The 26,074-nt window shown below is 72.2% G+C and carries 24 protein-coding genes and 1 tRNA gene; 8 read left to right on the top strand and 17 right to left on the bottom strand.

Going from position 1 to position 26,074, the window contains the following annotated elements:
• Positions 1–47: 47 nt before the first annotated feature.
• Both LQK89_RS14430 and LQK89_RS14435 read right to left on the bottom strand, forming a co-directional pair.
• Positions 48–1,421: an amidohydrolase family protein gene (locus tag LQK89_RS14430; protein WP_231049518.1), complete on the bottom strand. Its 1,374-nt coding sequence runs from the start codon at positions 1,419–1,421 to the stop codon at positions 48–50.
• Positions 1,418–3,118, bottom strand: coding sequence for an adenosylhomocysteinase (locus LQK89_RS14435; RefSeq protein ID WP_231049519.1), 1,701 nt, complete (start codon positions 3,116–3,118; stop codon positions 1,418–1,420). The genes LQK89_RS14430 and LQK89_RS14435 overlap by 4 nt, the downstream gene beginning before the upstream one ends.
• A 322-nt stretch (positions 3,119–3,440) precedes the next feature.
• Here LQK89_RS14435 and LQK89_RS14440 point away from each other — a divergent pair, with 322 nt between their 5' ends.
• Positions 3,441–4,163, top strand: a complete 723-nt coding sequence (locus tag LQK89_RS14440; protein ID WP_231049520.1) for a hypothetical protein — start codon at positions 3,441–3,443, stop codon at positions 4,161–4,163.
• Between the two features lie 41 nt (positions 4,164–4,204).
• On the opposite strand, the gene LQK89_RS14445 is transcribed toward LQK89_RS14440, so the two are convergent.
• The gene (locus LQK89_RS14445; protein ID WP_083519732.1) at positions 4,205–5,197 is read right to left on the bottom strand and encodes a PrsW family intramembrane metalloprotease; all 993 of its coding nucleotides are present in this window, start codon (positions 5,195–5,197) and stop codon (positions 4,205–4,207) included.
• A 73-nt stretch (positions 5,198–5,270) separates the two neighbouring features.
• Here LQK89_RS14445 and LQK89_RS14450 point away from each other — a divergent pair, with 73 nt between their 5' ends.
• The 5 genes from LQK89_RS14450 to LQK89_RS14470 all read left to right on the top strand — a co-directional run bounded on the left by LQK89_RS14450 (position 5,271) and on the right by LQK89_RS14470 (position 9,193).
• Positions 5,271–5,534, top strand: a complete 264-nt coding sequence (locus tag LQK89_RS14450) for a glutaredoxin family protein (protein WP_114849559.1) — start codon at positions 5,271–5,273, stop codon at positions 5,532–5,534.
• 167 nt (positions 5,535–5,701) lie between these two features.
• On the top strand, positions 5,702–6,745 hold the full coding sequence (locus LQK89_RS14455) for an amidohydrolase family protein (protein WP_231049521.1): 1,044 nt from the start codon (positions 5,702–5,704) through the stop codon (positions 6,743–6,745).
• 48 nt (positions 6,746–6,793) lie between these two features.
• Entirely contained in the window at positions 6,794–7,648 is an 855-nt protein-coding gene (locus LQK89_RS14460; RefSeq protein WP_231049522.1) for a fumarylacetoacetate hydrolase family protein, read from the top strand.
• Positions 7,648–8,391, top strand: coding sequence for an SDR family NAD(P)-dependent oxidoreductase (locus LQK89_RS14465; protein WP_058740447.1), 744 nt, complete (start codon positions 7,648–7,650; stop codon positions 8,389–8,391). The genes LQK89_RS14460 and LQK89_RS14465 overlap by 1 nt, the downstream gene beginning before the upstream one ends.
• A 124-nt stretch (positions 8,392–8,515) precedes the next feature.
• On the top strand, positions 8,516–9,193 hold the full coding sequence (locus LQK89_RS14470; protein WP_174777466.1) for a FadR/GntR family transcriptional regulator: 678 nt from the start codon (positions 8,516–8,518) through the stop codon (positions 9,191–9,193).
• Between the two features lie 139 nt (positions 9,194–9,332).
• Here LQK89_RS14470 and LQK89_RS14475 read toward each other — a convergent pair whose 3' ends face one another.
• The 8 genes from LQK89_RS14475 to LQK89_RS14510 form a co-directional block, all read right to left on the bottom strand.
• Positions 9,333–10,283: an aldo/keto reductase gene (locus LQK89_RS14475; RefSeq protein ID WP_231049523.1), complete on the bottom strand. Its 951-nt coding sequence runs from the start codon at positions 10,281–10,283 to the stop codon at positions 9,333–9,335.
• On the bottom strand, positions 10,280–10,600 hold the full coding sequence (locus LQK89_RS14480) for an L-rhamnose mutarotase (protein WP_058740450.1): 321 nt from the start codon (positions 10,598–10,600) through the stop codon (positions 10,280–10,282). The genes LQK89_RS14475 and LQK89_RS14480 overlap by 4 nt, the downstream gene beginning before the upstream one ends.
• Positions 10,600–11,925, bottom strand: a complete 1,326-nt coding sequence (locus tag LQK89_RS14485; protein ID WP_144804067.1) for an alpha-L-fucosidase — start codon at positions 11,923–11,925, stop codon at positions 10,600–10,602. The genes LQK89_RS14480 and LQK89_RS14485 overlap by 1 nt, the downstream gene beginning before the upstream one ends.
• A 34-nt stretch (positions 11,926–11,959) precedes the next feature.
• The gene (locus LQK89_RS14490) at positions 11,960–12,877 is read right to left on the bottom strand and encodes a carbohydrate ABC transporter permease (protein ID WP_083519734.1); all 918 of its coding nucleotides are present in this window, start codon (positions 12,875–12,877) and stop codon (positions 11,960–11,962) included.
• Positions 12,870–13,841 carry a carbohydrate ABC transporter permease gene (locus tag LQK89_RS14495; RefSeq protein WP_175325280.1) on the bottom strand — a complete coding sequence of 324 codons (972 nt, stop codon included), beginning with the start codon at positions 13,839–13,841 and terminating at the stop codon, positions 12,870–12,872. The genes LQK89_RS14490 and LQK89_RS14495 overlap by 8 nt, the downstream gene beginning before the upstream one ends.
• Positions 13,842–13,948: 107 nt before the next feature.
• Positions 13,949–15,184: an ABC transporter substrate-binding protein gene (locus tag LQK89_RS14500; protein ID WP_231049524.1), complete on the bottom strand. Its 1,236-nt coding sequence runs from the start codon at positions 15,182–15,184 to the stop codon at positions 13,949–13,951.
• 75 nt (positions 15,185–15,259) lie between these two features.
• Complete coding sequence (locus LQK89_RS14505; RefSeq protein WP_231049525.1) at positions 15,260–16,600, bottom strand: enolase C-terminal domain-like protein; 1,341 nt, start codon at positions 16,598–16,600, stop codon at positions 15,260–15,262.
• Between the two features lie 210 nt (positions 16,601–16,810).
• On the bottom strand, positions 16,811–18,802 hold the full coding sequence (locus LQK89_RS14510; RefSeq protein ID WP_231049526.1) for an MDR family MFS transporter: 1,992 nt from the start codon (positions 18,800–18,802) through the stop codon (positions 16,811–16,813).
• A 149-nt stretch (positions 18,803–18,951) separates the two neighbouring features.
• Here LQK89_RS14510 and LQK89_RS14515 point away from each other — a divergent pair, with 149 nt between their 5' ends.
• Positions 18,952–19,401 (top strand): hypothetical protein, encoded by a 450-nt coding sequence (locus LQK89_RS14515; protein WP_174777459.1) that lies wholly within the window; start codon positions 18,952–18,954, stop codon positions 19,399–19,401.
• A 94-nt stretch (positions 19,402–19,495) separates the two neighbouring features.
• Here the strand turns inward: LQK89_RS14515 and nadE are convergent, their stop codons facing one another.
• Together nadE and LQK89_RS14525 are read right to left on the bottom strand one after the other, a co-directional pair.
• Positions 19,496–20,323 carry an ammonia-dependent NAD(+) synthetase gene (nadE, locus tag LQK89_RS14520; RefSeq protein WP_231049527.1) on the bottom strand — a complete coding sequence of 276 codons (828 nt, stop codon included), beginning with the start codon at positions 20,321–20,323 and terminating at the stop codon, positions 19,496–19,498.
• A gap of 450 nt (positions 20,324–20,773) precedes the next feature.
• Positions 20,774–20,941 (bottom strand): hypothetical protein, encoded by a 168-nt coding sequence (locus LQK89_RS14525; protein ID WP_231049528.1) that lies wholly within the window; start codon positions 20,939–20,941, stop codon positions 20,774–20,776.
• 343 nt (positions 20,942–21,284) lie between these two features.
• Here LQK89_RS14525 and LQK89_RS14530 point away from each other — a divergent pair, with 343 nt between their 5' ends.
• Positions 21,285–22,439 (top strand): AI-2E family transporter, encoded by a 1,155-nt coding sequence (locus LQK89_RS14530; protein ID WP_058740457.1) that lies wholly within the window; start codon positions 21,285–21,287, stop codon positions 22,437–22,439.
• A gap of 103 nt (positions 22,440–22,542) precedes the next feature.
• Here the strand turns inward: LQK89_RS14530 and argG are convergent, their stop codons facing one another.
• The 4 genes from argG to LQK89_RS14550 form a co-directional block, all read right to left on the bottom strand.
• Positions 22,543–23,985, bottom strand: a complete 1,443-nt coding sequence (gene argG / locus LQK89_RS14535; protein WP_058740458.1) for an argininosuccinate synthase — start codon at positions 23,983–23,985, stop codon at positions 22,543–22,545.
• A 95-nt stretch (positions 23,986–24,080) separates the two neighbouring features.
• A tRNA-Arg gene (locus LQK89_RS14540) sits at positions 24,081–24,155 on the bottom strand.
• A gap of 13 nt (positions 24,156–24,168) precedes the next feature.
• Positions 24,169–25,272 (bottom strand): epoxide hydrolase family protein, encoded by a 1,104-nt coding sequence (locus tag LQK89_RS14545; protein WP_231049529.1) that lies wholly within the window; start codon positions 25,270–25,272, stop codon positions 24,169–24,171.
• Positions 25,273–25,550: 278 nt separating this feature from the next.
• The gene (locus tag LQK89_RS14550) at positions 25,551–26,045 is read right to left on the bottom strand and encodes an HNH endonuclease (protein WP_231049530.1); all 495 of its coding nucleotides are present in this window, start codon (positions 26,043–26,045) and stop codon (positions 25,551–25,553) included.
• Between the last annotated feature and the right edge of the window lie 29 nt (positions 26,046–26,074).

Raw genomic sequence — 26,074 nt, forward strand, 5'->3', positions numbered from 1 at the left:
ACGGGGACGGGGACGGAGACGGAGGACGAGCGCGCGGGCGCGGTCGGTCACGGGACGGGCACGGGGGTGCCGGCGTCGAACGGGTGCAGGACACCGTCGCTCGCACGGACCACCCCGCGGACGACGGTGGCGACGGCGCGACCGGCACCGTCCTCGACGAGCTCGGCGAGCGCGTCCGGCACGGTGCGTGCGTCGACGTCGAACACGGCCAGGTCGGCCCGCGCCCCGACGGCCAGGTGCCCGGCGCGGTCCGGCCCGACGGCCAGGCCCATCGCGTGCGCGCCGCCGAGGGTCGCGGCGGCGAGGAGCCGTTCGTGCAGGTCGCGGTGGCCGTAGCCCTGCGCGCGGGCGATGCGGTGCAGGGCCGTGACGTCGGCCATCGGGTCGAGCGAGGGCGACGACGAGAGCGAGTCGGTGCCGATCGCGATCGGACTGCCCTCGCGCAGGTAGTCCGCGACCGGGGGCGGGTCGAGCCCGATGACGGCGTTCGAGCGCGGGCAGAGCGCGACCGCGGTGCCGCGTGCCCGGAGCAGGGCCCGGTCGGCGGCGGTCACGTACACGCCGTGCGCGATGTGGCAGTCCGGCCCGAGGACCCCGAGCCGGTCGACGAACGCGGTGGCGCTCGCACCGAACCCGAGCGCGCGCATCGCCCGGAAGGACGGGACGTTCGCCAGGTGCCAGTCTGCGCTGTGTCCACCCCCGGCCGGTCCGACACCGTCGACGCCCTCGAGCCCGGGGACCGGGCCGAGCGCGGTCCGCTCGCCCTCGAACGCGGCCTCGCCGAGGTGCAGGTGCAGGCGGAGTCCGCGCTGCCGCACGATGTCGGGGAGCTCGAGCAGGGGCGCGACGTCGAGCGAGTACGGCGCGTGCGGGGAGAGTCCGGCGCCGGGCGTGGTCGGGATGCGCGCGAGCTCGTCGAGGACCTGGGCGCGGCCGTGCTCCTGCCACGCCTGGTTCTCCTGGTCCATGACCTCCCAGTAGGTGATCCCACCGAGGCCGTACGAGCCGAGGACGGTCGCTGCCTCGATGTCGGTGACGATGTCCGCGATGCTCGTCACACCGGCCAGCAGCGAGGCCTCGGCGCCGGCGGACGCCTCGGCCCGCCAGTCGTGCGGCCGGGCGTAGTCGACGTTGAACGCGGCGGCCCAGTCCTCGAAGCCGTGGTACTGCCGCTGCCCGACACCCGCCATGCCGGTGTACTGCAGGTGCGAGTGCGCGTTCACGAGCCCGGGCAGCAGGGCACCCCGCCACCGCCGCTCGGTGAACGGCTGGCCGTCGAGCTGGTCGACGACCCAGGAGCGGTCGCCGACGTGCAGGATCCGACCGTCGCGGACCGCCACCGCGCCGTCGGCGATGGGCGGCGCGGTCATCGGGACCACCACGCGGGCGGAGTGGACGACGGTCGGGTGCGCGGCGCTCACGGCCGGTGGTCCGTCGACGGGTCGCCGAAGCGGTGGGTGCGGACGTCCGGCTCGCGGTCCGGCAGGTGGCCAGCGGGACGGACGGGAGGATCGGAGCGGCTCCCCCAGGCGGCGAGCGCCGCGCGGGCGGTCGCCTCGTCCACCGCGGGGTCGACCGGCACGACGGCGCGCTCGAGCTCGTCACCGTGCTCGAGCAGCATCCGCACGGCCCCGAGCTGCACCGCGAAGGACAGGTCCATGATCTCGACCGGGTTGCCCTCGGCCGCGCTCGTGTTGACCCCGGCGCCCCCGGCCAGGAGCAGCACGTGGTGGCCGTCCGGCCAGGTCAGCCGCTCCACACCCGGCGCCTCGGGGACACGGGTCGCCCCGGCGGCCAGGGCGTCCTCGACGGCGACCTCGTGGTCGACCCCGCCGGCGACCGACACGACCGCGCCGTCCGCTGCGGCCCGCAGCACCGCGTGGTCGATCGTGTCCGGCACCCCGGTCGCGCTCATCACCAGGTCGGCGTCCCGCACCGCGTCGACGAGCGGCGCCACCGCGGAGCCGGCGAACCGGGCCTGCAGGGCCCGGACCGGGTCGACCTCGGCGACCGTCACCCGGAAGCCGAAGGCGCGGAGCACCTGGGCGACCCCCTCGCCGACGGGACCGGACCCGGCGACGACCGCCGAGCCTCCCGGCCGGACGCGGTGCGCGGACGACGCGAGCCCGTCGACCAGGTCGAGCGTCGCGGCGACCGTCGACTGCCCGGTGCCGTACCGGTTGTCGAAGAAGGTCTTGCTGCGGGCGTCGTTCACGGCGACCACGGGGATGCCGAGCGTGCCGCGCGCCGCCATCGTGCGGAGCGGTCGGAGGCCGCTCGTCGTCTCCTCCGCCGCGCCGAGCATCGTCGGCAGCAGGTCCGGCCGCTCCTGGTGGGCGAGCCGGACGAGGTGCGAGCCGTCGTCGAGCAGGACGTGCGGACGCGTGTCGAGCATCGCGAGCGCGAGGGTCTTCTGCTCGGCGGTCGTCGCCGTGCTCGACGCGTGCACCGGCACACCCGCGTCCCGGAGCGCCTGCGCGACCGCGTCGTCGGTCTCGTCGGCGTGCGCGTAGACGACCACCTCGGCGCCGGCGTCCCGCAGGAGCAGCACGAGGACCGCGGTCTTCGGTTCGAGCACCATCGACACCCCGACCCGGGTGCCGCGGAGCAGGCCGCCGTCCCGGAGCTCGGCGGCGACCGCGCGCGACACCGGCATCGAGCGCCGGGCCCAGCGGATGCGGGCTGCCGCGGCGGGGTCGTCCTCGGGGTCGCGGCCCGTCGAGACGAGGAACACGTCGTCGGACAGTGCCGGGACGGCGAGCACCCCGGGGCGTGCCGGGGCGACCGGGCCGAAGGCGTCCTCGTCGACGGCGGGGACGTACCGGCCGGCGTCCACCACGACGAGGGTCGCGCCGCGGGGGCGGTCGGCCTCGCGTTCGACGGCCGCGGTCGACTCGGCGGGGTCCCCGAGGCACCACAGCTGGTCGACGGGCTCGTGCGACTCGGCCGGACGGGCGCCGAGTCCGGTCAGCAGGGCGTCGAGCGCGGCGGTGTCGCGGGGGTCGCCACCGACGATGCGGTAGGTGCGGGCGGCGACGAGCAGGTTCGTCGCGGCGGCGAAGCGGCGGACGGCTGCCGAGGCCCACGCGGCCCGGGCGGGGTCGGGTCGCTGCGGCATGGGGACATCGTAGGGGGCGGGGGTGGCGGGGCGGGGTGGGGAGTCGCTCGCCCTGGCCGGACCCGCGCGACACGCTCGGCTGGTGTGAATATCTGATTCCTGATGTTTGACGCCGCGGGACCGGTCTTCGATCGTTGAGCGCGGAGGAGATGATGCGCAGAGATCACCGAGGGAAACGGCTCACAGCCGCACTGCTGCTGATGACAGCAGGATTGGCTGCCGTGGGCGCAGCAATGCCAGACCAGGCGATCGTCGCCTGGAGTGCGGCGGTGCCCCTGGCCTCCCTGGCGGCGATGGTGACCCTTGCCATCCACCACAGGAGATGAACACTGCAGCGCTCTCGAAGCGGTTCACGGCCTTCCTCGTCGGGGGTGCCGCGATCGCCATGATCGCGACGACACTGAGTCCGGTCCCAGCCGAGGCAGCGGCCGTCCGAGACCGCGCGGCTGAGATCGCGGACTTCGAGCAAGCCCTCGTCCAGAACCGACTCGACGAGCTCCCCGCGTCAGAACGTGAGGCGGCGGTCCGTCGAGCTGCTCTCGATGATCACCGAACGTCGAGCGGAGCGACGCTCGACGGATCCACCGCGACGGTGCTCGCGAACGGCAGCGGCTCCGTCGTCAGGATCGGCCTGAAGGGGGCAGGGCTGGAGACCATCTCGAGCCGATCCTCCTTCTTCGACGCAGCTGGTCGCTTGACGACCACGGTCGAGTTCGCCTTCCGAGGGGACGGCGAGGGCGGCGGGAGCCTCGAGGTCTGGCAGGACCGCGAACTGCGCTTCTCGAAGTCGATCACCGCTGCGGAGGCAGAGAAGAGCGTCGCGCTCGCCGCACAGCAGTCACGCGCGTCGGCCGGGTTCTGGGCCAAGCTCAACGACTGCCTGAGCAAGCAGAACGTGAACGCCTGGGTCCTCGCCATCCTCGCCGGGGTGTGCGGTGCCGCTTGCATCGTGACCGCCGGCACGGCGTGCGCGGTCTGCATCGGAGCGTCGATCGGCTTCCCGACGGGCGTCGTCGCGAGCTGTGTGGTCCGCGCGAGCCAGTAGCGAGCGCAGGAAGCGGAGGATCGGACCCCGTGCCGGACGCATCACTGCCCAGGCAGCCGGGGTGGCGTCGACCGCCAATCCCGATCCTCCGCACCCGCGTTGCTGACCGACCATGCCGGCGCGGACGACCGAGACCACGCCACGGCTTCGGGGCTGCCGTCCCGGCGGTGATGGTGCACGAGCACCGCGACGAGGACGACCACGCCGATCAGGGTCACGACGAGCAACCCGACGACGTACAGCGTCGTCGCGAGCGAGGCCAGCCCGGGCGGCACCGTCCCGGTCTGCGCCGCCGACAGGGGCGTTCCGGTGAACACGAACGCCAGGAGCGTCGACAGGGTGCTGTTGCTGTCCCACAGTCCGTGCAGCACCGAGACGACGACGTACGCGACCGGGATCCACCACGACCAGCGGAGCTTCGCCCCGCCCCGCGCGGCGCCGAACAGCACCGCTCCGAGGATCGCGGTCCAGAGCACGTGCCCGACCGGCGACAGCACGGCCCGCACCACCTCGGTCTGCAGCAGGGACACCAGGTCGATGCCGCGCTCGGTGATCGCCGCGTTGAAGGCGTACCCGGCGGACTCGAACGCCGCGAAGCCCGCGCCGATCGTCGCGCCGAGCAGGGCACCCTGGCCGGCGGTCTTCGGGCGGACGCGCCAACCGACGAACAGGAGCAGGACGCCCTTGACGAACTCCTCGACGAAGCCCACGAGGACGTAGATGAAGGCGCCCTGGCGCAGGTCGGCCTCGAGGAGCGAGGCACCGAGCACGCCGAGGATCCCGCCGACGAAGAACGCCGTGACGAGCTGCATCGTGCTCACGGTCCCGGTCACCCGCTCGATCACGAACAGGACGACCGTGAACGGCACGAGGAAGCTGCCGAGCAGGATGATCGTCGGCACGAGGTTGGTGTTCAGCGTCACCACCGTCACGACGATGGTGACGGCCCAGAGCAGGAAGCCGGCGAGCAGGGTCTTCCACCACCAGCCGTGGCGGTGGTGCGGGTGGACGGCGACGTCCGTCGTCAGGGTCATGCGGCCATCGTGCTCCGGCCGCGCCGCCGATGCCGCGGGAATGTCCGGACCTGTACGGACGTACTGTGTGGACATGACTGACGAGACGTTCGACAAGGTGACGATGTTCGGCGCGGACTGGTGCCGCGACTGCCGGCGGTCGAAGGCGCTGCTCGACCGGCTCGGCGTGGACTACGAGTACGTGGACGTCGAGGCGGACCTGTCGGCGGCCGACCGCGCCGAGGCGATCAGCGGGCGGAAGAACATCCCCGTCGTGGTGCTCCCGAACGGCAAGCACTTCGTGGAGCCGTCGGACGCCGAACTCCAGGGCGAGCTCGAGGCGTCCGGCGTGGTCTGACGCCGGCCGCGGGCTCTGCGCGGCCCGAGTCTCGCGCTGAGCGACGAGTCCCGGCCGCGCATTCGCGAGACTCGTCGTCCAGCGCGAGACTCGGCCACGCCACCAGCCCGCGGGTCGGGAGCGCGCACCGCCGCGCGGACATCGGATGAATCCGGCAGGATGAGCTCGTGATCATCGACGCTCACCACCACCTCTGGGACCCGTCCGACCGGCCGTACCCCTGGATGGACGACTCGGTCGCCCCGCTCCGCCGCCGCTTCGACACGCTCGACCTCCGCGCCCTCACGCGAGCCGCCGGCATCGACCGGACGATCGTCGTGCAGGCGGCGCACGACCCCGGCGAGACCGAGTGGCTCCTGACCCAGCCCAGCCCGGTCGTCGGGGTCGTCGGCTGGGTCGACCTCACGGCACCGGACGTCGCCGACCGACTGGCCGCCCTGGTCGACGGCGCCCGCCCCGGCGGCGCCCGCCCCGGCGGCGCCCGCCCCGGCGGCGCCGGCCCCGGCGGCGCCGGCCCCGGCGGCGCCGGCTCCGACAGCGCCGGCCCCCGCGGTGCGGACCCCGGGCCCCGCCTGGTCGGCATCCGGCACCAGGCCCACGACGAACCCGACCCCGGCTGGCTCGCCCGCCCCGAGGTGGTCCGCGGTGTCCGTGCCGTCGCCGCCGCCGGACTCGCGTTCGACCTGCTCGTCCGCGCCCGGGAGCACGCGGCTGCACTCGCCCTCGTCGACGCCGTCCCCGAGGGGCGCTTCGTCCTCGACCACGCCGGCAAACCGGCCATCGCCGACGAACCGCGCACCACCCGACCGCGCGCCGGCGAACCGCGCGCCGCCGAGCTGCGTGCCGCCGCCGCCCACCCCGACCGCGGCCCCGGCGACCCCGGCCCCGCCGACGCCTGGCGCTCCCGCATGCGCGACCTCGCCGCCCGCCCGAACGTCGTCGTCAAGGCCTCCGGACTCCTCACCGAGGCCGGCCCGGACTGGCGGGAGCGCCCCGTCCACCGGTACCTCCGCGAGACCGTCGAGCACTTCGGCCCGGACCGCACGATGTGGGGCTCGGACTGGCCCGTCTCCACCCTGGTCGCCGACCACGCCACGGTGCTCGCCACCACGCAGGCCGCCCTCGCCGACCTCTCCCCCACCGAGCGTGACACCGTGTTCGCCGGCACCGCCACCAGGACGTACCTTGTCGAGCACCCCAGCCAGACATAGGATGTCTGCGCGACGTCCGGTCGCGCACACCCAGAGGAACGGGGAACGATGCAGTTCGCACGACTCGGCCCGATCGGCGAGGAGATCCCGGTGGCCATCGACGAGGACGGCCGGGTCCTCGACCTGCGGAGCCTGACCTCCGACATCACGGGAGCGTTCCTGGCGAGCGACCCCGGCCCCGCGCAGCTCGTCCGGCACGCCCGCGACGCCGGCGACCTGCCCGAGCTCACCGGCGCGTACAACATGCGCCGCGGCGCCCCGGTCGCCCGCCCGGGCAAGGTCGTCTGCATCGGCCTGAACTACCGGGACCACGCCGCGGAGACGGGCGCCGACATCCCCACCGAACCCATCGTCTTCATGAAGGACCCGTCCACCGTGGTCGGGCCGGACGACACCGTGCTCGTCCCCCGTGGCAGCGAGAAGACCGACTGGGAGGTCGAGCTCGCCGTCGTCGTCGGGCGGACCGCGCGCTACTGCGCCTCCGCCGCCGACGCCGCAGCGTGCATCGCCGGGTACGCCGTCGCGAACGACGTCTCCGAGCGAGCGTTCCAACTGGAGCGCGGCGGGCAGTGGGACAAGGGGAAGTCCTGCGAGACCTTCAACCCCCTCGGACCCTGGCTCGTCACGGCGGACGCCGTCGACCCCGCCGACCTGCGGATGCGCCTGACCGTGAACGGCGAGGTCCGGCAGGACGGGACCACCGCGGACATGGTCTTCGACCCGGTCGAGGTCGTCCGGTACCTGTCGCAGTTCATGGTCCTGCAGCCCGGCGACGTCATCAACACGGGCACCCCGGCGGGTGTCGCCCTCGGCGGTGGCGCACCGTACCTCCGCCCGGGGGACGTGGTCGAGTGCTCGATCGACGGCCTCGGCACGCAGCGCCAGACGATGGGGGCTGCGTGATGCCCGGGACGCACGAGGGACTCCGCGCCGTCGTCACCGGCGGCGCCTCCGGCATCGGCGCCGCGATCGTCGCGGCACTGCAGGAGCGCGGCGCGACCGTCGTCGTGCTCGACCTGCAGCCGTCCCCGTCGGCGCCGTCCGTCACGTGCGACGTGTCGTCGGACGAGTCCGTCCGGGCCGCCGTGGCGGCTGCCGTCGACCAGCTCGGCGGACTGGACGTGCTCGTCAACAACGCGGGCATCGGCGCGCAGGGCACGGTCGAGGACAACCTGGACGACGAGTGGCGGCGCGTGTACGAGGTCAACGTGCTCGGCGCGGTGCGGCTCTCGCGCGCGTGCCTCCCGCACCTGCGGGCGTCGACGGCCGCGTCGATCGTCAACACCTGCTCCATCGCCGCGACCGCCGGGCTGCCGCAGCGCGCGCTCTACTCGGCCACGAAGGGCGCGATCGCCGCCCTGACGCGCGCGATGGCCGCCGACCACCTCCGCGAGGGCATCCGCGTGAACGCCGTCAACCCGGGCACCGCGGACACCCCGTGGGTCGCCCGGCTGCTGTCGACTGCGGCGGACCCCGAGGCGGAGCGTGCCGCGCTCGAGGCACGGCAGCCGCACGGTCGCCTCGTCGCGGCGGAGGAGGTCGCCGAGGCGGTCGCCTACCTGAGCAGCCCCAGCGCGCGGTCGACGACCGGGGTCGACCTCGCGGTCGACGGGGGCATGCAGGCCCTCCGTCTCCGACCCGCGTGACGGACGGCGCGTGGCGGGCGGGGCCGGCCGGGAGGCACGGGTCGGCTAGATTCGGCGTGTCCGGACGCGTACGCGGTCCGGCCCGTCGACCCGGCGCTGCCGGGCTGCAGCAGGAGGTGGTGACGTGGCGTCGTTGACGGACGATGCGATCGCACGCATCCAGCAGATGATCGTGAGCGGTGAGCTCCGACCGGGGCAGCGCCTCCCTCCGGAGAAGGAACTGAGCGAATCGCTCGGTCTGTCCCGCAACAGCCTGCGCGAGGCGGTGAAGGCCCTCGAGCTCATCCGCGTGCTCGACGTCCGTCGCGGCGACGGCACGTACGTCACGTCCCTCGAGCCGAACGTGCTGCTCGAGGCCGTGTCGTTCGTCGTCGACATGCACCACGACCGGTCCCTCGTCGACCTGCTCGAGGTCCGGCGCATCCTCGAGCCCGCGGCCGCCGTGCTCGCGACCGCCCGCGCGACCGAACAGCAGGTCGACGACCTCGCGGTGCTCATGCAGAGCGTCGGCGAGGACACGGGCGTCGAGGACCTCGTCGCCCACGACCTGCACTTCCACTCCACGATCGCCGGCATCGGCGGCAACCGGTACCTGTCCGGCCTGCTCGACGCCCTGTCGAGCAAGACCGTCCGTGTCCGGGTCTGGCGGGGCCTGACGCAGAACGGCTCCGTCCAGCGCACGCTCGACGAGCACGCGGCCATCGTCGAGGCCATCCGTCGCCGCGACCCGCAGCTCGTGCAGTCGCTCGTGGTCGCACACGTCGAGGGCGTCGAGCGCTGGCTCCGCCGTTCCCTCGAGTGACCGGGCCCGTCGCTGCGGAGCCCTCCGGCGCGGTCTGCGCCGCACCCCCGGACGGACATCGCGCCCCGTCTGGTCGGGGTGCGACGTCCGCGGCGGGGTGCGATGCCGGGCGGGCGGCCACGGCCCGCTGCACGCCGGGTCAGGCCGGGAGCAACGATGCCTCGCGCAGCTCGTCCCACAGCGACTCGGGCACCGTCGCAGCGGCCCGGGCGGCGTTCTCGCGCACCTGGTCCTCCGACTGCGCACCGACCGCCACGGCTCGGACGGCCTCGGCACGACGCGGGAACGCCAGCGCGGCCTCGGGCAGCGTGACGCCGTGCCGTTCGCACACCGCGGCGAGCGCCCGCGCCCGCTCGACCAGCTCGGGCGGGGCCGGGGCGTAGTCGTACGTGGTGTCCGGCGCCGGCAGCGGACGGCTGAGCAGCCCGGAATTGTAGACCCCGACCGCGACGACGTCCACGCCGGTCTCGGCGCACCGGTCGACCAGCGCGGCGGCGGGCTGTTCGAGCAGCGTGTACCGCCCGGCCAGCATGACGACGTCGCACAGCCCGGTCTCGACGGCGGCCGTCACCGCAGCCACCGAGTTCGACCCGACGCCGACCGCCCGGACCACGCCCTCGTCCCGCAGCGCGGCGAGCGCCGGCAGCGCCTGGGTCAGCCCGGCCGCCAGGTCGTACACGTCGGGGTCGTGCAGGTACGCGATGTCGACCCGGTCGAGGCCGAGCCGGTCGAGGGACTCGTCGAGCGACCGACGGACCCCGTCGGCGGTCGGGTCCCACTGCCGGACGAGGTCGTTCGGCACCGCGAAGCCGTCGTCGTCGACCCCGTCGCCCGGCCCGGGCACGAGCCGCCGCCCGACCTTCGTCGAGATCGCGTACTCGTCCCGCGGCCGTCCGGCGAGCGCCGCCCCGAGCCGCCGCTCGCTCAACCCGAGGCCGTAGTGCGGGGCGGTGTCGAAGCCGCGGACGCCGACGTCCCACGCCGCGTCGACCGTCGCACGGGCGTCGTCGTCGGACACCTCCCGCAACAGGTTCCCGATGCCGGCCCCGCCGAACCAGAACGGCCCGCGGTCCAGGTCCACGTCGCTCATGCCTGCCCTTCGAGCGTCCACACCAGGGGGACGCCGTCGTCGTTGCCGGAGTAGTCGTCGTCCGCCTCGAGCAGCGGGTTGACCACGGCCTGCCACGCCGCGTTCACGGGGTCGTCGGCGAGTGCCCGTCGCATCGCACGGTAGTCCTCGACCTCGATGAGGTGGACCAGGTCCTGGCCGTCGCGCCAGATGCTCCAGTTCGCGACCCCGGCGGCGCGCAGGCGTTCGGCGAGCTCGGGCGGGATGCTGGCGTGCACCCGCTCGTACTCGGCCTCGTGTCCGGCGCGCAGCCGGGTGCGGGAGAGGATCCGCTGCATCAGTCGCGGAGGAACAGCTCGACGACCGGCACCGCCACGTCGGGGCGGACGATCGGCAGCGTCAGGGTCAGCGTCCCCGCTGGTTGGCCGCCGAGTCCGGTGTTCTGCGCGCGGGTGCCCGGCGGGATCTCGCGGAAGTGCACCTCGGACGCGTCGTTCAGGAGCTGCGCGTACGCCACCTTGCCGGCGAGGTCGGGCAGGTGCACGTGCTCGAACGGCCAGGTGAGCAGGTGCAGGTAGAGCCGGTCGCCCCGCTGCGTGTACACGGTGCCGGCCGGCGCGCGGTACGACGACGGCCCGGCGCCGTACACCGAGCGGTCGTGCCGGCGCATCCACTCCCCGATGCCCTCGAGCGCCCTCCGCGCCACCCCGTCGAACTCACCGCGGCCGGTCGGGCCGACGTTGAGCAGCATGTTCCCGTTGTTCGAGACCCCGTCGACGAGCATCCGGACGAGCAGGTCGACGCTCTTGACGTTGAGGTTGTCGCGGTCGTAGCCCCACGAGCCGTTGAGCGTCTGGCACGCCTCCCAGGGCACGGGGACGCCGTCGACCTCCATCGGCTTGTCCGGCTGGTACTGCTCGGGCGTGACGAGGTCGCCGGGGATGTCCAGGCGGTCGTTGACGATGATCCCGGGCTGCAGCCGCTTCGTCAGCGCCATCAGCTCCTCGGAGCCCCAGTCGTCCCGGCCCTTGCCGCCCCAGCGGTCCTCGTGGTCGTTGTCCCGGTACGAGAAGTCGTAGAACAGGTAGTCGATCCGGCCGTAGCCGGTCAGCAGCTCCTCGACCTGCCCGTGCAGGTACTCGCGGTAGCGGGCCATGTCCCGGCCCTCGTTGAGCCGGGCGATCTCCTCCGGGCTGTCGTCCCGACGAGGGTGCACGCCGTCGATCGTGAAGTCCGGGTGGTGCCAGTCGATGAGCGAGTGGTAGAAGCCGACCCGGAGCCCCTCGGCGCGGACGGCGTCGACGAACTCGCGCACGATGTCCCGTCCGAAGCGGGTGTTCGTGGACTTGTAGTCGGTGAGGGCGGTGTCCCACAGGCAGAAGCCCTCGTGGTGCTTCGTGGTGAGCACGACGTACTTCATCCCGGCCTCGCGGGCGCGGCGGGCCCAGTCGGCGGGGTCGAACAGGTCCGGGTCGAAGTGGTCGAAGTACTTCTGGTAGTCCTCGTCGGTGATCCGCTCGAAGTTCTTCACCCACTCGTGGCGAGCCGGGAGCGCGTAGAGGCCCCAGTGGATGAACATGCCGAACCGGTCGTGGCTGAACCACGCGGGCAGGCCGGAGGCATCGGTGTCGGGCTGCGGCTGGGCGGGTGCGGTGATGGTCATGGGACCGGTGTTCCTTTCGTGGAGGTGGAGGTGGTCACCGGCCGCCGAGGCCGGAGGTGACGATGCCCTTGACGAGGTGCTTCTGCAGCAGGACCAGCAGCACGACCGTCGGCAGCATCGAGATCACCGACGCCGCCATCACCAGGTTCCACTCGGAACCCTGCTGGCCGAAGAACTGCTGGAGCCCGAGCGGGATGGTCCCGTGCGCCTCGACGTCGTTCACGACGACGAGCGGCCACAGGAACGAGTTCCAGTAGGAGATGAACGAGAAGACGGCGAGCACCGCCATGGTCGGCCGCGCGAGCGGGAGCATCACCGAGAAGAACGTGCGGATCGGTCCCGCGCCGTCCACGCGCGCCGCGTCGTCGAGCTCCTGCGGCACGGTCAGGAAGAACTGCCGCACCAGGAACGCGCCGAGGGCCGTGAACGCCCACGGGATGATGAGCGCCTGGAAGGTGTCGACCCACCCGAACCCCTGCATCATCACGTACATCGGGATCACCAGGACGTCCTGCGGGATCATCAGCGTCGCCAGGAACAGCACGAACACCGTGTTCCGCCCGCGCCACCGCAGCCGCGAGAACGCGTAGCCGGACAGGACCGCGACCGTCACGTTGATCGCGGTGCCGGCCACCGCGACGAGGATCCCGTTCAGGATGAACCGCGCGAACGGCAGGTACGTGAACGCCTGGACGTAGTTGTCCCACTCGAGCGAGCGCCCCCAGAGCGTCGGCGGCGTGGTGAACACCTGGTCGGCTGGCTTCAGGCTCGTCGCGACCATGTACACGAGCGGCGAGACGAACAGCAGCGCGACGAGGCAGAGCAGCACGTACCCGATCGCGTGCCGGACCCGGCCGGGGCGCGGCGCCGACTTCGTGCGGGCCACCGCGCGGGGGTTGACCGTCCGGTTCGATGTGGTCGCGCCGAGGCGCGAGCGGACCGCTTCACTCATAGTGCACCCACCGCTTCTGTCCGAGGAACTGGACGGCCGTGATCCCGAGGATGATGACGAAGAGCACCCAGGCACCGGCGGAGGCGAGGCCGAGCTGCTGGTTCTGGAAGCCCGTGTTGTAGATGTACTGCACCAGGGTCTCGGTCGCGGTGCCCGGTCCGCCCTTGGTCAGGACGAAGGGCTGCGTGAACACCTGGAACGAGGTGATGAGCGTCATCATCGTCGCGAAGAACACCGACGGCGAGATGAGCGGGAACTTGATCGCCCAGAACGTCTGCCACGCGTTCGCACCGTCGAGCTGCGACGCCTCGATCTGGTTCTCCGGGACCGCGTCGAGCGCCGCCGAGAAGATCAGCATGTTGTAGCCGAAGCCCTGCCAGACGCTCATCGCGACGATCGCGAGCATCGCCCAGTGCTGGTCGGCCAGGAAGTTCGGCGCGTGCACGCCGATGGTCGACTGCAGCGTCGCGTCGATGGCGCCGTCGGGCTGGTACAGCATCCGCCAGACGACGACGTTCGCGACGATCGGCGTGATGGTCGGGATGAAGAACAGGACACGGAAGACGTGCCGGCCGGCGATCCGCGGCGTCAGCCACGCGGCGAGTCCGAGGGAGACGACCAGGTTGAGCGGCACGTAGAGCACCACGAACAGTGTCGTGTTGAGCGCGACGGTGCGGAACACCGGGTCGCTGAACAGGCGGACGTAGTTCTCGACGCCCGCGAACGTGCGTTCGCCGAGCATCGGCCAGTTCATGAAGCTGACGACGAGCGACGCCAGGATCGGGAACGCCGTGAAGACGACGAGCCCGATGGAGTGGGGTGCCGCGAAGACGGCACCCCACCACGAGCGGCGGCCGGTGACGCCCTCGGCGTCGCCGGTGGTCCGGCGCGGCGCGGTCGGGCCGGTCACCGCGGTCGCGACCGCGGGGACGGCCGCGGCGGGTGGGTCCTGGATGGTGGTCATGCGACGACCTCCTCGTCGTTCACGCGGTCCTGGTGGCGGGATGGGGCGGACGGGAGGCACGGGGCGGGGTCGACCCGTGCCTCCAGTCCGTCAGGTGGTGGGCTCGCTCACTGCGAGCCGAGCTGGCCCGAGATGGAGGACATGGTGTCCTTCCCCGAGGCCTGCCCGTTGACCGCCTGCAGGGCGTACTGCGTGAAGAGCTGCGAGAGCTGGTCGCTCTGCTTGTTGCCGAGCAGCGGCGACGACTTCGCCAGCGCGGCCTTGAGCGCCTCCTCGGCGCCCTCGATGCCGGCGCTGGAGTACCACGACGCCTGGGCGGCGGTGCGTCCCGGGAAGGCGCGGCCCTCCTCGGCGAGCGAGGTCAGGACCTTCTCGCTCGTCATCGTCTGGACGGCCTTGAACGCCTGCTCCGGGTACTTGCACTGCTTCGAGATGCCGAAGCCCGAGCCGGCCGCGAAGGTCGACGGGCCGGACGTGCCGCTCGGCAGCGTCGTGACGCCCAGGTCGAACTGCACCTTGGCCTTCTGGCTGATGAGCGACCACGGACCGTCGGTGTACATGGCGACCTTGCCGGCGGCGAAGTCGTTGCTCGACTGGGACGAGTCGGACGACGCCTGCGTGGCGTAGCCCTTCTTCACCAGGCTGCCGAGCCAGTCCAGGCCCTCGGCGAACTTCGCGTCCGTGGCGTCGATCTTCCCGCCCTCGGTGATCACCCGGCCGCCGTTGTAGCCGTAGATCATCGACTCGAGGTTCAGGTCGCTGACGGTGGAGCCGAACTCGGTGATGCCCTTCGCCTTGAGCGCGGCGCCGGCGGCCTCGAACTGGTCGACGGTCCAGCCGGGCTTCGGCTCGTCGACGCCGGCCTGCTTGAACAGGTCCCGGTTGTAGAACATCATGATGGGCCCGGTGTCGTACGGCAGCCCGTAGAGCTTGCCGTCCACCTTCATGCCGTCGAGCGCGGTGCTGTCGAACGCGGACAGGTCGAGCCCGTCCTTCTTCGCCAGCTCGTCGAGCGGCAGGAGCGACGAGGTGTAGTTCGCCGCGCGCAGGGACTGCATGCTCACGACGCACTGGGCGCTGCCGCCGCTGAGCTGCGTGCTGAGCTTCGTGAAGTAGTTCTCGAACGGCGCACCCTGGATCGTCAGGGTGATCCCGTCGTCGCTCTTGACGGTGTCGGCGACCTTCTGCCAGGCGGCCTGGTCCTCCTTCCCGGCGATCCACATGGACCAGGTCAGGGAGTCCTCGGTCTGGCCGCCGCCGGCGCTGCTGCCGGAGGAACAGCCGGTCAGCACGAGGGTCACGGCAGCTGCTGCCGCGAGCCCCGCGATGAAACGTCGTCGCATCGGTGTCTCCACTTCGTCGTGGTGGTGCTGGGGTGTGTCGGGGTTGGTCTGGCGAGTCGGTCTGAAGTGTCCGGCTCAGGCGACGCGGATCGTGTCGCGGACCGGGTCGGCGGCCGAGGCCGCCGACCAGACCGGGCCGTCGGGGTAGGTGTGGGCGTCGAGGGAGTCGGAGAGCATCTCGGTGCCGGCGCCCGGGGCGGTCGGGGGCCAGTAGCGGCCGCCGCGGACGTCGACCGGGGTCACGAAGTGCTCGTGCAGGTGGTCGACGAACTCGATGCAGCGGTCCTCGAGCGCCCCGGAGAGCGCGACCGCGTCGAACATCGACAGGTGCTGCACCGCCTCGCACAGCCCGACGCCGCCCGCGTGGGGGCAGACCCGGACGCCGTGCTTGGCGGCGAGGAGCAGGATCGCGACGTTCTCGTTGACGCCGGCGACCCGGGTGGCGTCGATCTGCAGCACCCGCATCGCGTCCGCCTGGATGAGCTGCTTCGCGATCACGCGGTTCGCCATGTGCTCCCCGGTCGCCACCGGCACCGGGGCGATGCGGCGGGCGATCTCGGCGTGCCCGAGGACGTCGTCCGGACTCGTCGGTTCCTCGACCCAGGCGATGTCGAACTCCCGCAGCCGGTCGATCCACTCGACCGCCTCGTCGACGTCCCACCGCTGGTTCGCGTCGATCGCGATCCGGACGTCCGGGCCGACGACCTGCCGGGCGATCCGGAGACGTCGGACGTCCTCGTCGACGCTGCCGCCGACCTTGAGCTTGATCTGGGTGAAGCCGTCGGCCACCGCCTCGCGGCACAGGCGGGCGAGCTTGTCGTCGTCGTAGCCGAGCCAGCCGGGCGTGGTCGTGTACGCCGGGTAGCCGGTCTGCTCGAGCCGGCGTCGGCGTTCCGCACGGAGGGGCTCGGCGGCGCGGAACAGCTCGAGGGCCTCGGCCGGGGTGATCGCGTCGGTCAGGTACCGGAAGTCGACCAGGTCGACCAGGTCCTCCGGCGACATCGATGCCAGGAGCGCCCACAGGGGCAGTCCGGCGCGCTTGGCCTTCAGGTCCCACAGCGCGTTCACCACCGCGCCGATGGCCATGTGCATCACGCCCTTCTCCGGGCCGAGCCACCGCAGCTGCGAGTCGTGCACCATGCTCCGCCACGTGCCGCCCATGTCGGCGAGCAGTGCCTCGGCGTCGCGGCCGACGACGTGCCCGCGGAGCGCGGCGATCGCGGCCTCCTGCACTTCGTTGCCCCGGCCGATCGTGAACACGAACGCCGAACCGGTCAGGCCGTCGCGGGCGTCCGTGGTGACCTCCACGTACGCCGCGGAGTAGTCGGGGTCGGGGTTCATCGCGTCCGACCCGTCGTGCTCCCGCGAGGTCGGGAACCGGATGTCCCGGACCCGCAGACCGGTGATGCGGCTCATCGTTGCTCCTGCCCGTCCGGTCGCCGTCGACCGAACGAGGACATCGAAACATCGGATGTATCGGCTGTCAAGAGCCGATCGATCCGCGTTCTGCGGTCTCGACCGGCGTAGTCGTCCTACCGATGACACGAGAAACGCCCCGTGGCAGTTGCCACGGGGCGTTCTGCGGACCGCGTCATCCGGGCGGGGCCGCACCAGCTCGCGATCGGGTCAGGCGCGGACCGCCGCCGTCGCGGGGAGGTCCTCCGCCGCACCGGCCCGGTCGGCCTGCTCCTGCAGCGCCGAGCTCTTCCGGAGCGGGGGCGCCTTGAAGAACCAGCTCAGGACGAACGCGAGCAGGATCACCGCGAAGCCGACCCAGTACACGGTGACCGCCGAGGCGTTGAAGCCCGTCATGAAGGGCTTCGTCAGCGCGGGGTCCGCACCGTTCAGGAACGAGGTGTCGCTCGTCTCCGCGGTGGCGCTCCCGCCCTTGCCGGACCCGGACGAGATCGCGTCGGACAGCTTGGGCGCGAGCTGGTCGACCCAGTAGGTGCGCTGCGCGGTGTCCGACCAGTCGACCACCAGGCGGTCACCCTGCACGGACGCGTGCGCCTGGTCGGCCGCGGCCGCGAGCGCCTGCTGCCGCACGGCCTCCGGGGCGCCGGCGGTCGCCGCGGTCACCTTCGCCGTGGCCTGGTCGAGGCCGGACTGCACCTGCTGCTCGAGCGGGGTGACGATCGGCGTCCACAGCTGGTCCATCACGCCGCGGTTGGCCTCCGCGCTCGCGACGGTCGGGTTCAGCGCCGCGTCGAGCGCGCCGGTCAGGTTCGCCCTGTCGGCGGTCGCCGCGGTGATGTTCGTCGGCATGAGCGAGAACAGCACGCTGAGGAGCACCGCGGTGCCGAGCGTCCCGCCGATCTGCCGGAAGAACGTCGCCGACGACGTCGCCACGCCCATGTCGCGCGGCTGGACCGAGTTCTGCGACGCGAGGGTGATGCTCTGCATGAGCTGGCCGAGGCCGAGGCCGATGAGGAACATGCCGATCATCAGGAACCAGAGCGGCTTGTCGATCGTCATGAAGGTCAGCACGACGTAGCCGGCGGACACCAGCGCGGTCCCGATCACCGGGAACACCCGGTAGCGGCCGGTGCGCGCCACGATCTGGCCCGAGGCGATCGACGCGATCATCAGGCCGCCGATCATCGGCAGGGTCGCGAAGCCGGACTCCGTCGGGGTGAGCCCCGTGACGATCTGCAGGTACAGCGGGATGGTCAGCATGGCGCCGAACATCGCGAAGCCGACCAGGAACCCGAGGACCGTGGCCATCGAGAACGTCCCCGAGCGGAACAGCTTGAGCGGGATGATCGCGTCGTCGCGCATGAGCGTCTCCGCGACCAGGAACGCCACGATCCCGAGCCCGCCGACGACGTAGCAGGCGACGGAGCCGGCGGAGGCCCAGCCCCAGGTGCGGCCCTGCTCGGCCACGAGCAGCAGCGGCACGAGGGCCACGATCACCGCGGTCGCGCCCCACCAGTCGATGCGCGGCTTCCGCGCGGCGTCGCCGAACTTCGGCAGGTGCAGGAACGCGATCACCATGAGGAGCGCACCGATGCCGATCGGGACGTTGACCAGGAACACCCAGCGCCACCCGGTGACCCCGAGGATCGAGGACGCACCGGCGAACAGCCCACCGATGAGCGGACCGATGACCGACGAGATGCCGAACACGGCGAGGAAGTAGCCCTGGTACTTCGCACGCTCCCGGGGCGCGAGGATGTCGCCCATGATCGCGAGCGGCAGCGACATGAGCGCGCCCGCACCGATGCCCTGGAACGCCCGGAAGGCGGCGAGCATGACCATCGAGGTCGAGAAGGTCGAGAGCAGCGAACCGAGCACGAAGACGCTGATGCCGAAGATGTAGAGCGGTCGGCGGCCGAAGACGTCGGAGAGCTTGCCGTAGATCGGCGTCGTGATCGTCGACGCGATCAGGTACGCCGTCGTGACCCAGGCCTGCTGGTCGAGCCCGTGCAGGTCGTCACCGATGGTGCGGATCGCGGTGCCGACGATCGTCTGGTCGAGCGAGGACAGGAACATGCCCGCCATCAGCCCGTAGATGACGAGCAGGATCTGGCGGTGCGTCATGATCGGCTTCGCGGGTGCGGCTGGCGAGGCCTCCCGTCGGACGCGCTGCACCTCGACGGGTGCGGTGGCAGTGGACATCGATCCTCCTGGGACTTCCTCTTGCAGACCATGCAACTTTACACACGCGGCACCTTTGCCAACAGCGCAAAGTTGCCCTGTCTGCATGCTTCTTCAGGCACACGACGAGTGCGCAGCGCGTCCAGGGTGCGCGGCGTACCGTCCCCGCCATGACCGACGCGAACGAACACCCACGCCCGGAGGACGACGCCGCACGGCTCGGACTCGTCGTCGTCGGCGAGGCCGCCGCCCTGCACGCCGGGGACGACGGCGCACTCGACGCCAGCGAGGAGAACATCCGCGAGACGATCGACAGCATGGTCGACGAACCCTTGACGGACCGGCAGGAGCAGGTCGTCGAGCGCCTGGCATCGGCTGGCGGCACCCTGACCGCCGGACTGAGCGGCGCACTCGCGGCGAAGACCGGCAGCAGCGTCGACGACGTGCTCGAGGGCGCGGCCCGCAGCGTCGTCTGGCAACAGCGCCTGGCGGCCGAGCGGGACGCCGCAGCCGCGAGCGCGCCGCAGCCGACGGAGGCGGACCCGGGGACGGACGCAGGTCCCGGCGAGCGCGAGGACGCCGGGCGCCCGCAGCGACGAGACGACGGCGACGACGGCTGACCAGCCCGAGCACACGAGGAGGCACGGTGCGGGACCGACCCGCACCGTGCCTCCTGTCCGTGGCCCCGGTGGTGACCCGGCGCCCTCCTGGTGACTAGGAGCCCTGGCGCCACCACGCGTCGAACGGCGTCGCCGGGACCTGGCGCTTGTGCTCGGTCGCGCGGTAGCGCGCCTCGATCGCCTCGGCGACCTCGTCCGGGACCTCGTGGCCCTGCAGGTACGCGTCGATCTCGGCGTAGGTCAGGCCGAGGTTCGCTTCGTCCGTCTGGCCGGGCAGGTCGTCGAGCAGGTCGGCCGTCGGCGCCTTCTCGTAGAGTCGGGCGGGCGCCCCGAGGTGCTCGAGCAGCTGCCGCCCCTGGGTCTTCGTGAGGCCCGTCAGCGGGGTGAGGTCCACGCCGCCGTCGCCGTACTTCGTGAAGAAGCCCGTGACCGCCTCGGCCGCGTGGTCCGTGCCCACGACGAGGAGCCCGCGCTGCCCGGCGACCGCGTACTGCGCGACCATCCGCATGCGCGCCTTGACGTTGCCCTTGACGAAGTCGCTCAGCTCGACGCCGGCGGCCGTGGTGTCCTGCACCACCCCGTCGACCCCGTGCTCGATGTTCACGACGATGCCCGGGTCCGCCGCGATGAAGCGGAGGGCGAGCTGCGCGTCGTCCTCGTCGGCCTGCACGCGGTACGGCATGCGCACCGTGACGAACTCGGCCGGGTGCCCGTCGGCGCGCAGGCCCTCGACCGCGAGCTGCGTCAGCCGCCCGGCGAGCGTGGAGTCCTGACCGCCGCTGACGGCGAGGACGAAGCCCTTCGCACCCGTGGTGGTCAGGTAGTCCCGGAGGAACCCGACGCGTCGGGCGATCTCCTGCTCCGGGTCGATGGTCGGCTGGACGTCGAGGTCCGCGGCGATGGCGGCTTGGAGTTCACGCACCGCTCCAGTATCGCGCGCGGGGCCGCGGACGGCACGGATTCACCGCGAGGTCGCGGCTCCTTCCGGGCGGATGGTGTTGTCGTGGTCCGTCCCGATCGCGCAGGTGCAGACCACGCGCAACGTCTCGTCGCCGCGGGTCAGGCGGAAACGTTCGACGTGGGGCGGGCCGACGTGCCGGTCCAGGGGGTGGGTGTCGTGGTCGTGCACTCGGGTCCTCGCTCTCCGGCGGCCACGGGTCACCCCGTGCCCCCCGCTGATCCGCGCTCCACCGGTGATGTGGAGGCACCTCCGCCGGGCTCGCGGAGACGTGAGCAATCTACAAGGATCCGCGCGGAACGGCTAGTGACAGCCACGGGCCGCACTGACGGACGGGAGGCACGGTGCCAGCTGGCACCGTGCCTCCCGTCCGTTGGGTGGTCGCGTCGCGTCGCGTCGTCGGTCGCGCTCGGGTCAGACCTGCTCGCCGAGGAAGTCGGCGTACGACGGTTCGTCGTGCTCCGCGCCGGCGGGCGCGGACGGGTCCGAGGCGCCACCGATCCGCTCGGAGATGATGTCGGCGACCTCGTCCGGGGACCGGAGGCCGTGCCGGTGCCAGTCCTCCGGGATGCGGGCCGTCACGAGAGCACCTGCAGGGCGGTCGTGGCGAACGAGGTGACCGGGGTGCGGGTCTGACCCGCCGAGAAGTCGAGGGGGTGTGCGGTGCACGAGCAGTACGTGGCGGTCATTGCGGACCAGCCCTTCGTCGAGGAGTTGCAGACCTCGGATCCGACCGGGCCGTCCCGCTGTGCCAGACCTCGCGGACCGCGAGGGCATCGTGACGACGGGAACCTGGAGGAGAACCCGGTGACTCCAGGGTAGGAGTGACGGTGGACCGCGTCCAGGTGGGTGCGGTTAGCGGCGACCCTGCCGAGGTGCTGCCGCGCCGGTAGCGTGGTGGCTCCGCACGACCACGAGGAGCCCCATGCCCCTGTTCGGCCGTCCCAGCGACGCCCAGTCCGACGCCGCCCGCCCCGACGCCGCACCCGGTGTCTTCGCCCGTAGGTGGGCCGACCCGTTCGGCACCCTCGCGACCCGCTGCCTGCAGATCATCGTGGTGCTCGTCGTCGCGATCGGCATCGTCTACGCCGCGGCGACGCTGAGCGTCGTGACCATCCCGGTGCTCCTCGCGCTCATCATCGCGTCGGCCATGCACCCCGTGGTCTCCTGGCTCCGACGCCACAAGGTGCCGTCGGTGCTCGCGACCCTCGCGGTGCTGCTCGGTGTGCTCGTCGTGCTCGGGCTCGTCGGGTGGCTCATCGTCGTCGCCGTGATCGCCCAGTGGCCGGACCTGCAGAAGTCCGCGATCAGCGGGTTCCAGCAGCTCCAGGACGCGGTCGACCACCTGCCGTTCGCGATCTCCGACCAGCAGGTGGACCAGGTCGTCGACGGGGTCCAGGGCTTCCTGACCAGTTCGCAGTTCGGCTCCGGCGCACTCGCGGGCGCCTCGGCGACCGCGAACTTCCTCACCGGCCTCGTGCTGATGATCGTCGTGCTGTTCTTCTTCCTGAAGGACGGTCCGGCGATCTGGGAGTTCCTCCTCCGACCCTTCACCGGTGCCCGCTACGAGCGGGCGCGCCGCGTGGGCGACCGCGTGGTGCAGACCCTCGGCGGGTACGTCCGGGGCACGGCCAGCGTCGCCGCGGTCGACGCGATCGGCATCGGCGTCGGGCTCGCGATCGTCGGGGTCCCGCTGGCGCTCCCCCTCGCCGTCGTCGTCTTCATCACGGCGTTCATCCCGATCGTCGGTGCGACCGCCGCCGGCATCCTCGCCGCCCTGGTGGCCCTCGTCGCGAACGGCCCCGTCGCCGCGCTCATCGTCGTCGGCATCGTGGTGCTCGTGAACCAGCTCGAGGGCAACCTGCTCCAGCCCGTCCTGATGGGCAAGACGCTCAAGCTGCACGGGCTCGTCATCCTGATCGGCCTGACCGCGGGGACGGTGCTCGCGGGCATCACCGGCGCGATCATCTCGGTGCCGCTGCTGGCCGCGGCCTGGGGCGCCGTGCAGGTGTGGGACGGCCCGGGGCAGCCGGCGCTGCCGTGGCGGCAGAAACGCCCGGAGACCGCCGAGCGGCGGTAGTGCGGGGCGCGGCACCGACGCCGCCCACGCACCACGAAGGGGAGCCCCCGCACGCCGCGGTGGCTCCCCTTCGTCGTGTCCGGCGTCGAGTCGACGGGACGGGTCAGTCGGTCCCGGAGTCGAACGCAGCGCCCTCGGACGCGGCGTCCGTCGCCCGCCCGAGCGCGTCGTCCGCGTCGGAGGTCACGACCGCGCCGCCGAGGATCTCCTCGGCCTCGCCCGCCTGCAGCTGCCCGACGAGCTCGCCCGTCGCGCCGCCGATCAGGCCGGCCGCCGCGTACTGCTCGAGCCGCGCGCGCGAGTCCGCGATGTCGAGGTTCCGCATCGTGAGCTGCCCGATCCGGTCGTCCGGCCCGAAGGCGGCGTCCCCGACGCGCTCCATCGAGAGCTTGTCCGGGTGGTACGACAGCGCGGGCCCGGTCGTGTCGAGGATCGTGTAGTCGTCCCCGCGACGCAGGCGGAGAGTGACCTCGCCGGTGACGGCCGACGCGACCCAGCGCTGCAGCGACTCGCGCAGCATGAGGGACTGCGGGTCGAGCCATCGGCCCTCGTACATCAGACGGCCGAGGCGACGACCCTCGTTGTGGTAAGCCGCGACGGTGTCCTCGTTGTGGATCGCGTTGAGCAGCCGCTCGTAGGCGATGTGCAGCAGCGCCATGCCCGGCGCCTCGTAGATGCCGCGGCTCTTGGCCTCGATGATGCGGTTCTCGATCTGGTCGGACGCACCGAGGCCGTGCCGACCACCGATGGCGTTCGCCTCGTACACCAGCGCGACGGCGTCCGGGAACTCGACGCCGTTGATCGCGACCGGGCGACCGGCCTCGAAGCGGACCGAGACCACCTCGGTCGCGACGTCGACGTCGTCGCGCCAGGCGGCGACGCCCATGATCGGCTCGACGATGTCCAGCCCGCTGGAGAGCTCCTCGAGGCTCTTCGCCTCGTGCGTGGCACCCCAGATGTTGGCGTCGGTCGAGTACGCCTTCTCGGTGGAGTCGCGGTAGGGGAAGCCGCGCGCGACGAGCCACTCGCTCATCTCCTTGCGGCCGCCGAGCTCCTCGACGAACTCGGAGTCGAGCCACGGCTTGTAGACGCGGAGCCGCGGGTTGGCCATCAGGCCGTAGCGGTAGAACCGCTCGATGTCGTTGCCCTTGTAGGTGGAGCCGTCGCCCCAGATGTCGACGCCGTCCTCCTTCATCGCCCGGACGAGCATCGTGCCCGTCACGGCGCGGCCGAGCGGCGTCGTGTTGAAGTACGTCTTGCCGCCCGAGCGGATGTGGAAGGCGCCGGTCTGCAGCGCGACGAGGCCCTCTTCGACCAGGGCGCTCTTCGCGTCGACCAGGCGGGCGATCTCCGCGCCGTACTCGTGGGCGCGACCGGGGACGGCGTCGATGTCCGGCTCGTCGTACTGGCCGATGTCGGCCGTGTACGTGCAGGGCACCGCTCCCTTCTCGCGCATCCAGGCGACCGCGCAGGAGGTGTCGAGACCTCCGGAGAACGCGATGCCGACTCGTTCGCCGACGGGGAGACTGCTCAGGACCTTGGACACGGGGACAATCGTACGGGTCCGCCGGGCCGCACTACCGTCCGGGCCGACGGTTGTGGATCGATCGTGTCCTGGTGCTCTGGCGGCCCTGGTGCACCTGGTGCCCCTGGAGGGACTCGAACCCCCAACCGTTTCCTTAGGACGGAACTGCTCTTCCGTTGAGCTACAGAGGCTGGCTCGTCCACTCTAGCGGCGGTAGGGCTCCAGGAACGTCCGGACCTCGGACACGTACAGCTCCGGCACCTCGGCCGGCGCGAAGTGGCCGCCCCGGTCGAGTTCGTGGTGGTACACGAGGTTCGTCGTCCGCTCGAGCCACTCCCGCGGTGCCCGCACGAGGTCCCCCGGGAACACCGAGAACCCCGACGGCACCTCCACCCGCCTGGCCAGCTGCTCCGCCGGGATCGCCGCGTTCGCGTGGTACATCCGCATCGACGACCCGATCGTCGCGGTCACCCAGTACTCGGTCAGCAGCGCGAGCACCTCGTCCCGCGTGTACACCGACCACAGGTCCCCGCTGCAGTCGCTCCACGACCGCAGCTTCTCGACGATCCACGCCGCCAGGCCCGCCGGCGAGTCCGTCAACCCCACCGCCGCGGTCTGCGGCTTCGTCCGGTGCAGCATCGCGTAGGCGCCCTCGTCGGTCCGCCACCGTGCCGTCTCGTCGACGAAGGCCCGCTCCGCCGGCGACAGCGCCGAGGCGTCGAGCCCCGGCCACGCCAGTCCGCCGTCGATGCGGTGCACCGCGACGACCCGGTCGGGGTGGTCGAGCGCGAGGTACCGGACCACGTGCGTGCCGATGTCGCCGCCGGACGCCGCGAAGCGCTCGTACCCGAGCGTCGTCATGAGGTCCGCCCACATCCCGGCGACCTGCCGCGCGTCGAGGACCTGCGGCGGCGCGTCGGAGAACCCGTAGCCGGGCATGTCCGGGACGACGACGTCGAAGCCTGCATCGACGAGCATCGGCAGCACCTTCCGGTACCGCCACCCGGAGTCCGGCCAACCGTGCGCGAGCAGCAGCGGGATCGCGTCGTCCCGTCCGGACCGCGCGTGCAGCACGTGCACCCGGATGCCGTCGACCTCGACCAGACGCGACGGCAGGGCGGCCAGGGCGGCGCGGTGCGCGTCGAAGTCGAACCCGTCGGCCCAGTACGCCACGAGTGGGCGGAGTTCGTCGAGGTCGACGCCGAGCGACCAGCCGTCCACACCGGTGGCGTCCGGCCAGCGGGTCGCCCGGAGGCGTGCCCGGAGGTCCGCGATGGTGGCGTCGTCGATCTCCGGCGTCTCGCTCATGCAGCGCACGCTACGCCCGCACGTTCCTTCCCATCACGCCCGCGATCGGAGGAAGTTCCGCGCAAGGTGTGCAGGAACGCCCGACCAACCACGCGCGGATCAGCACACCACGCGCGGATCGGCCCACCACGCGCGGATCGGCACACCACGCGCGGATCGGCCCACCACGCGCGGATCGGCCCACCACGGTCGGCGGGCGCGACCGCCGCCGGACGGGAGGCACGTGGCGGCGCCGCACCGTGCCTCCCGTCCGCCCGTGGCTGCGTCAGCAGCCGCCGCTACGCGGCGACCAGGTACTCGTCCCACTCCGACTGCGGCCGCTCGATGCCGCGCACCACCCACGAGGCACCGTGCGGCGCCTTCGGAGGGAACCGGAGTCGCCAGCCCATCTCCTGCGGGGTGCGGTCGCCCTTGGTGTTGTTGCACGCCAGGCAGCAGGCGACGAGGTTCTCCCACGAGTCCTGCCCGCCGCGGGACCGCGGCTGCACGTGGTCGATCGTCGTCGCGTGCCGGTCGCAGTACGCGCAGCGGTTCGCGTCGCGCCGGAGGACCCCGCGGCGCGAGACGGGCACGAGCCGGGCGTGCGGGATGCGCACGTAGCGGGTGAGGATGATGACGGACGGACGGTCGAACGACGACGTCGACCCGGTGACCGGGTGCTCGGCGTCGGCGGTGACGATGGCGGCCTTCTGGTTCATCACCAGCACGAGGGCCCGTCGGTCCGAGATCACCGCGAGGGGCTCGTAACCGGCGTTGAGGACGAGAGTGCGCATGGGTTCCCTTCCGACGTGCCTGGACGGCT

Source organism: Curtobacterium sp. C1 (genome assembly GCF_021049325.1).
Lineage (GTDB): Bacteria > Actinomycetota > Actinomycetes > Actinomycetales > Microbacteriaceae > Curtobacterium > Curtobacterium citreum.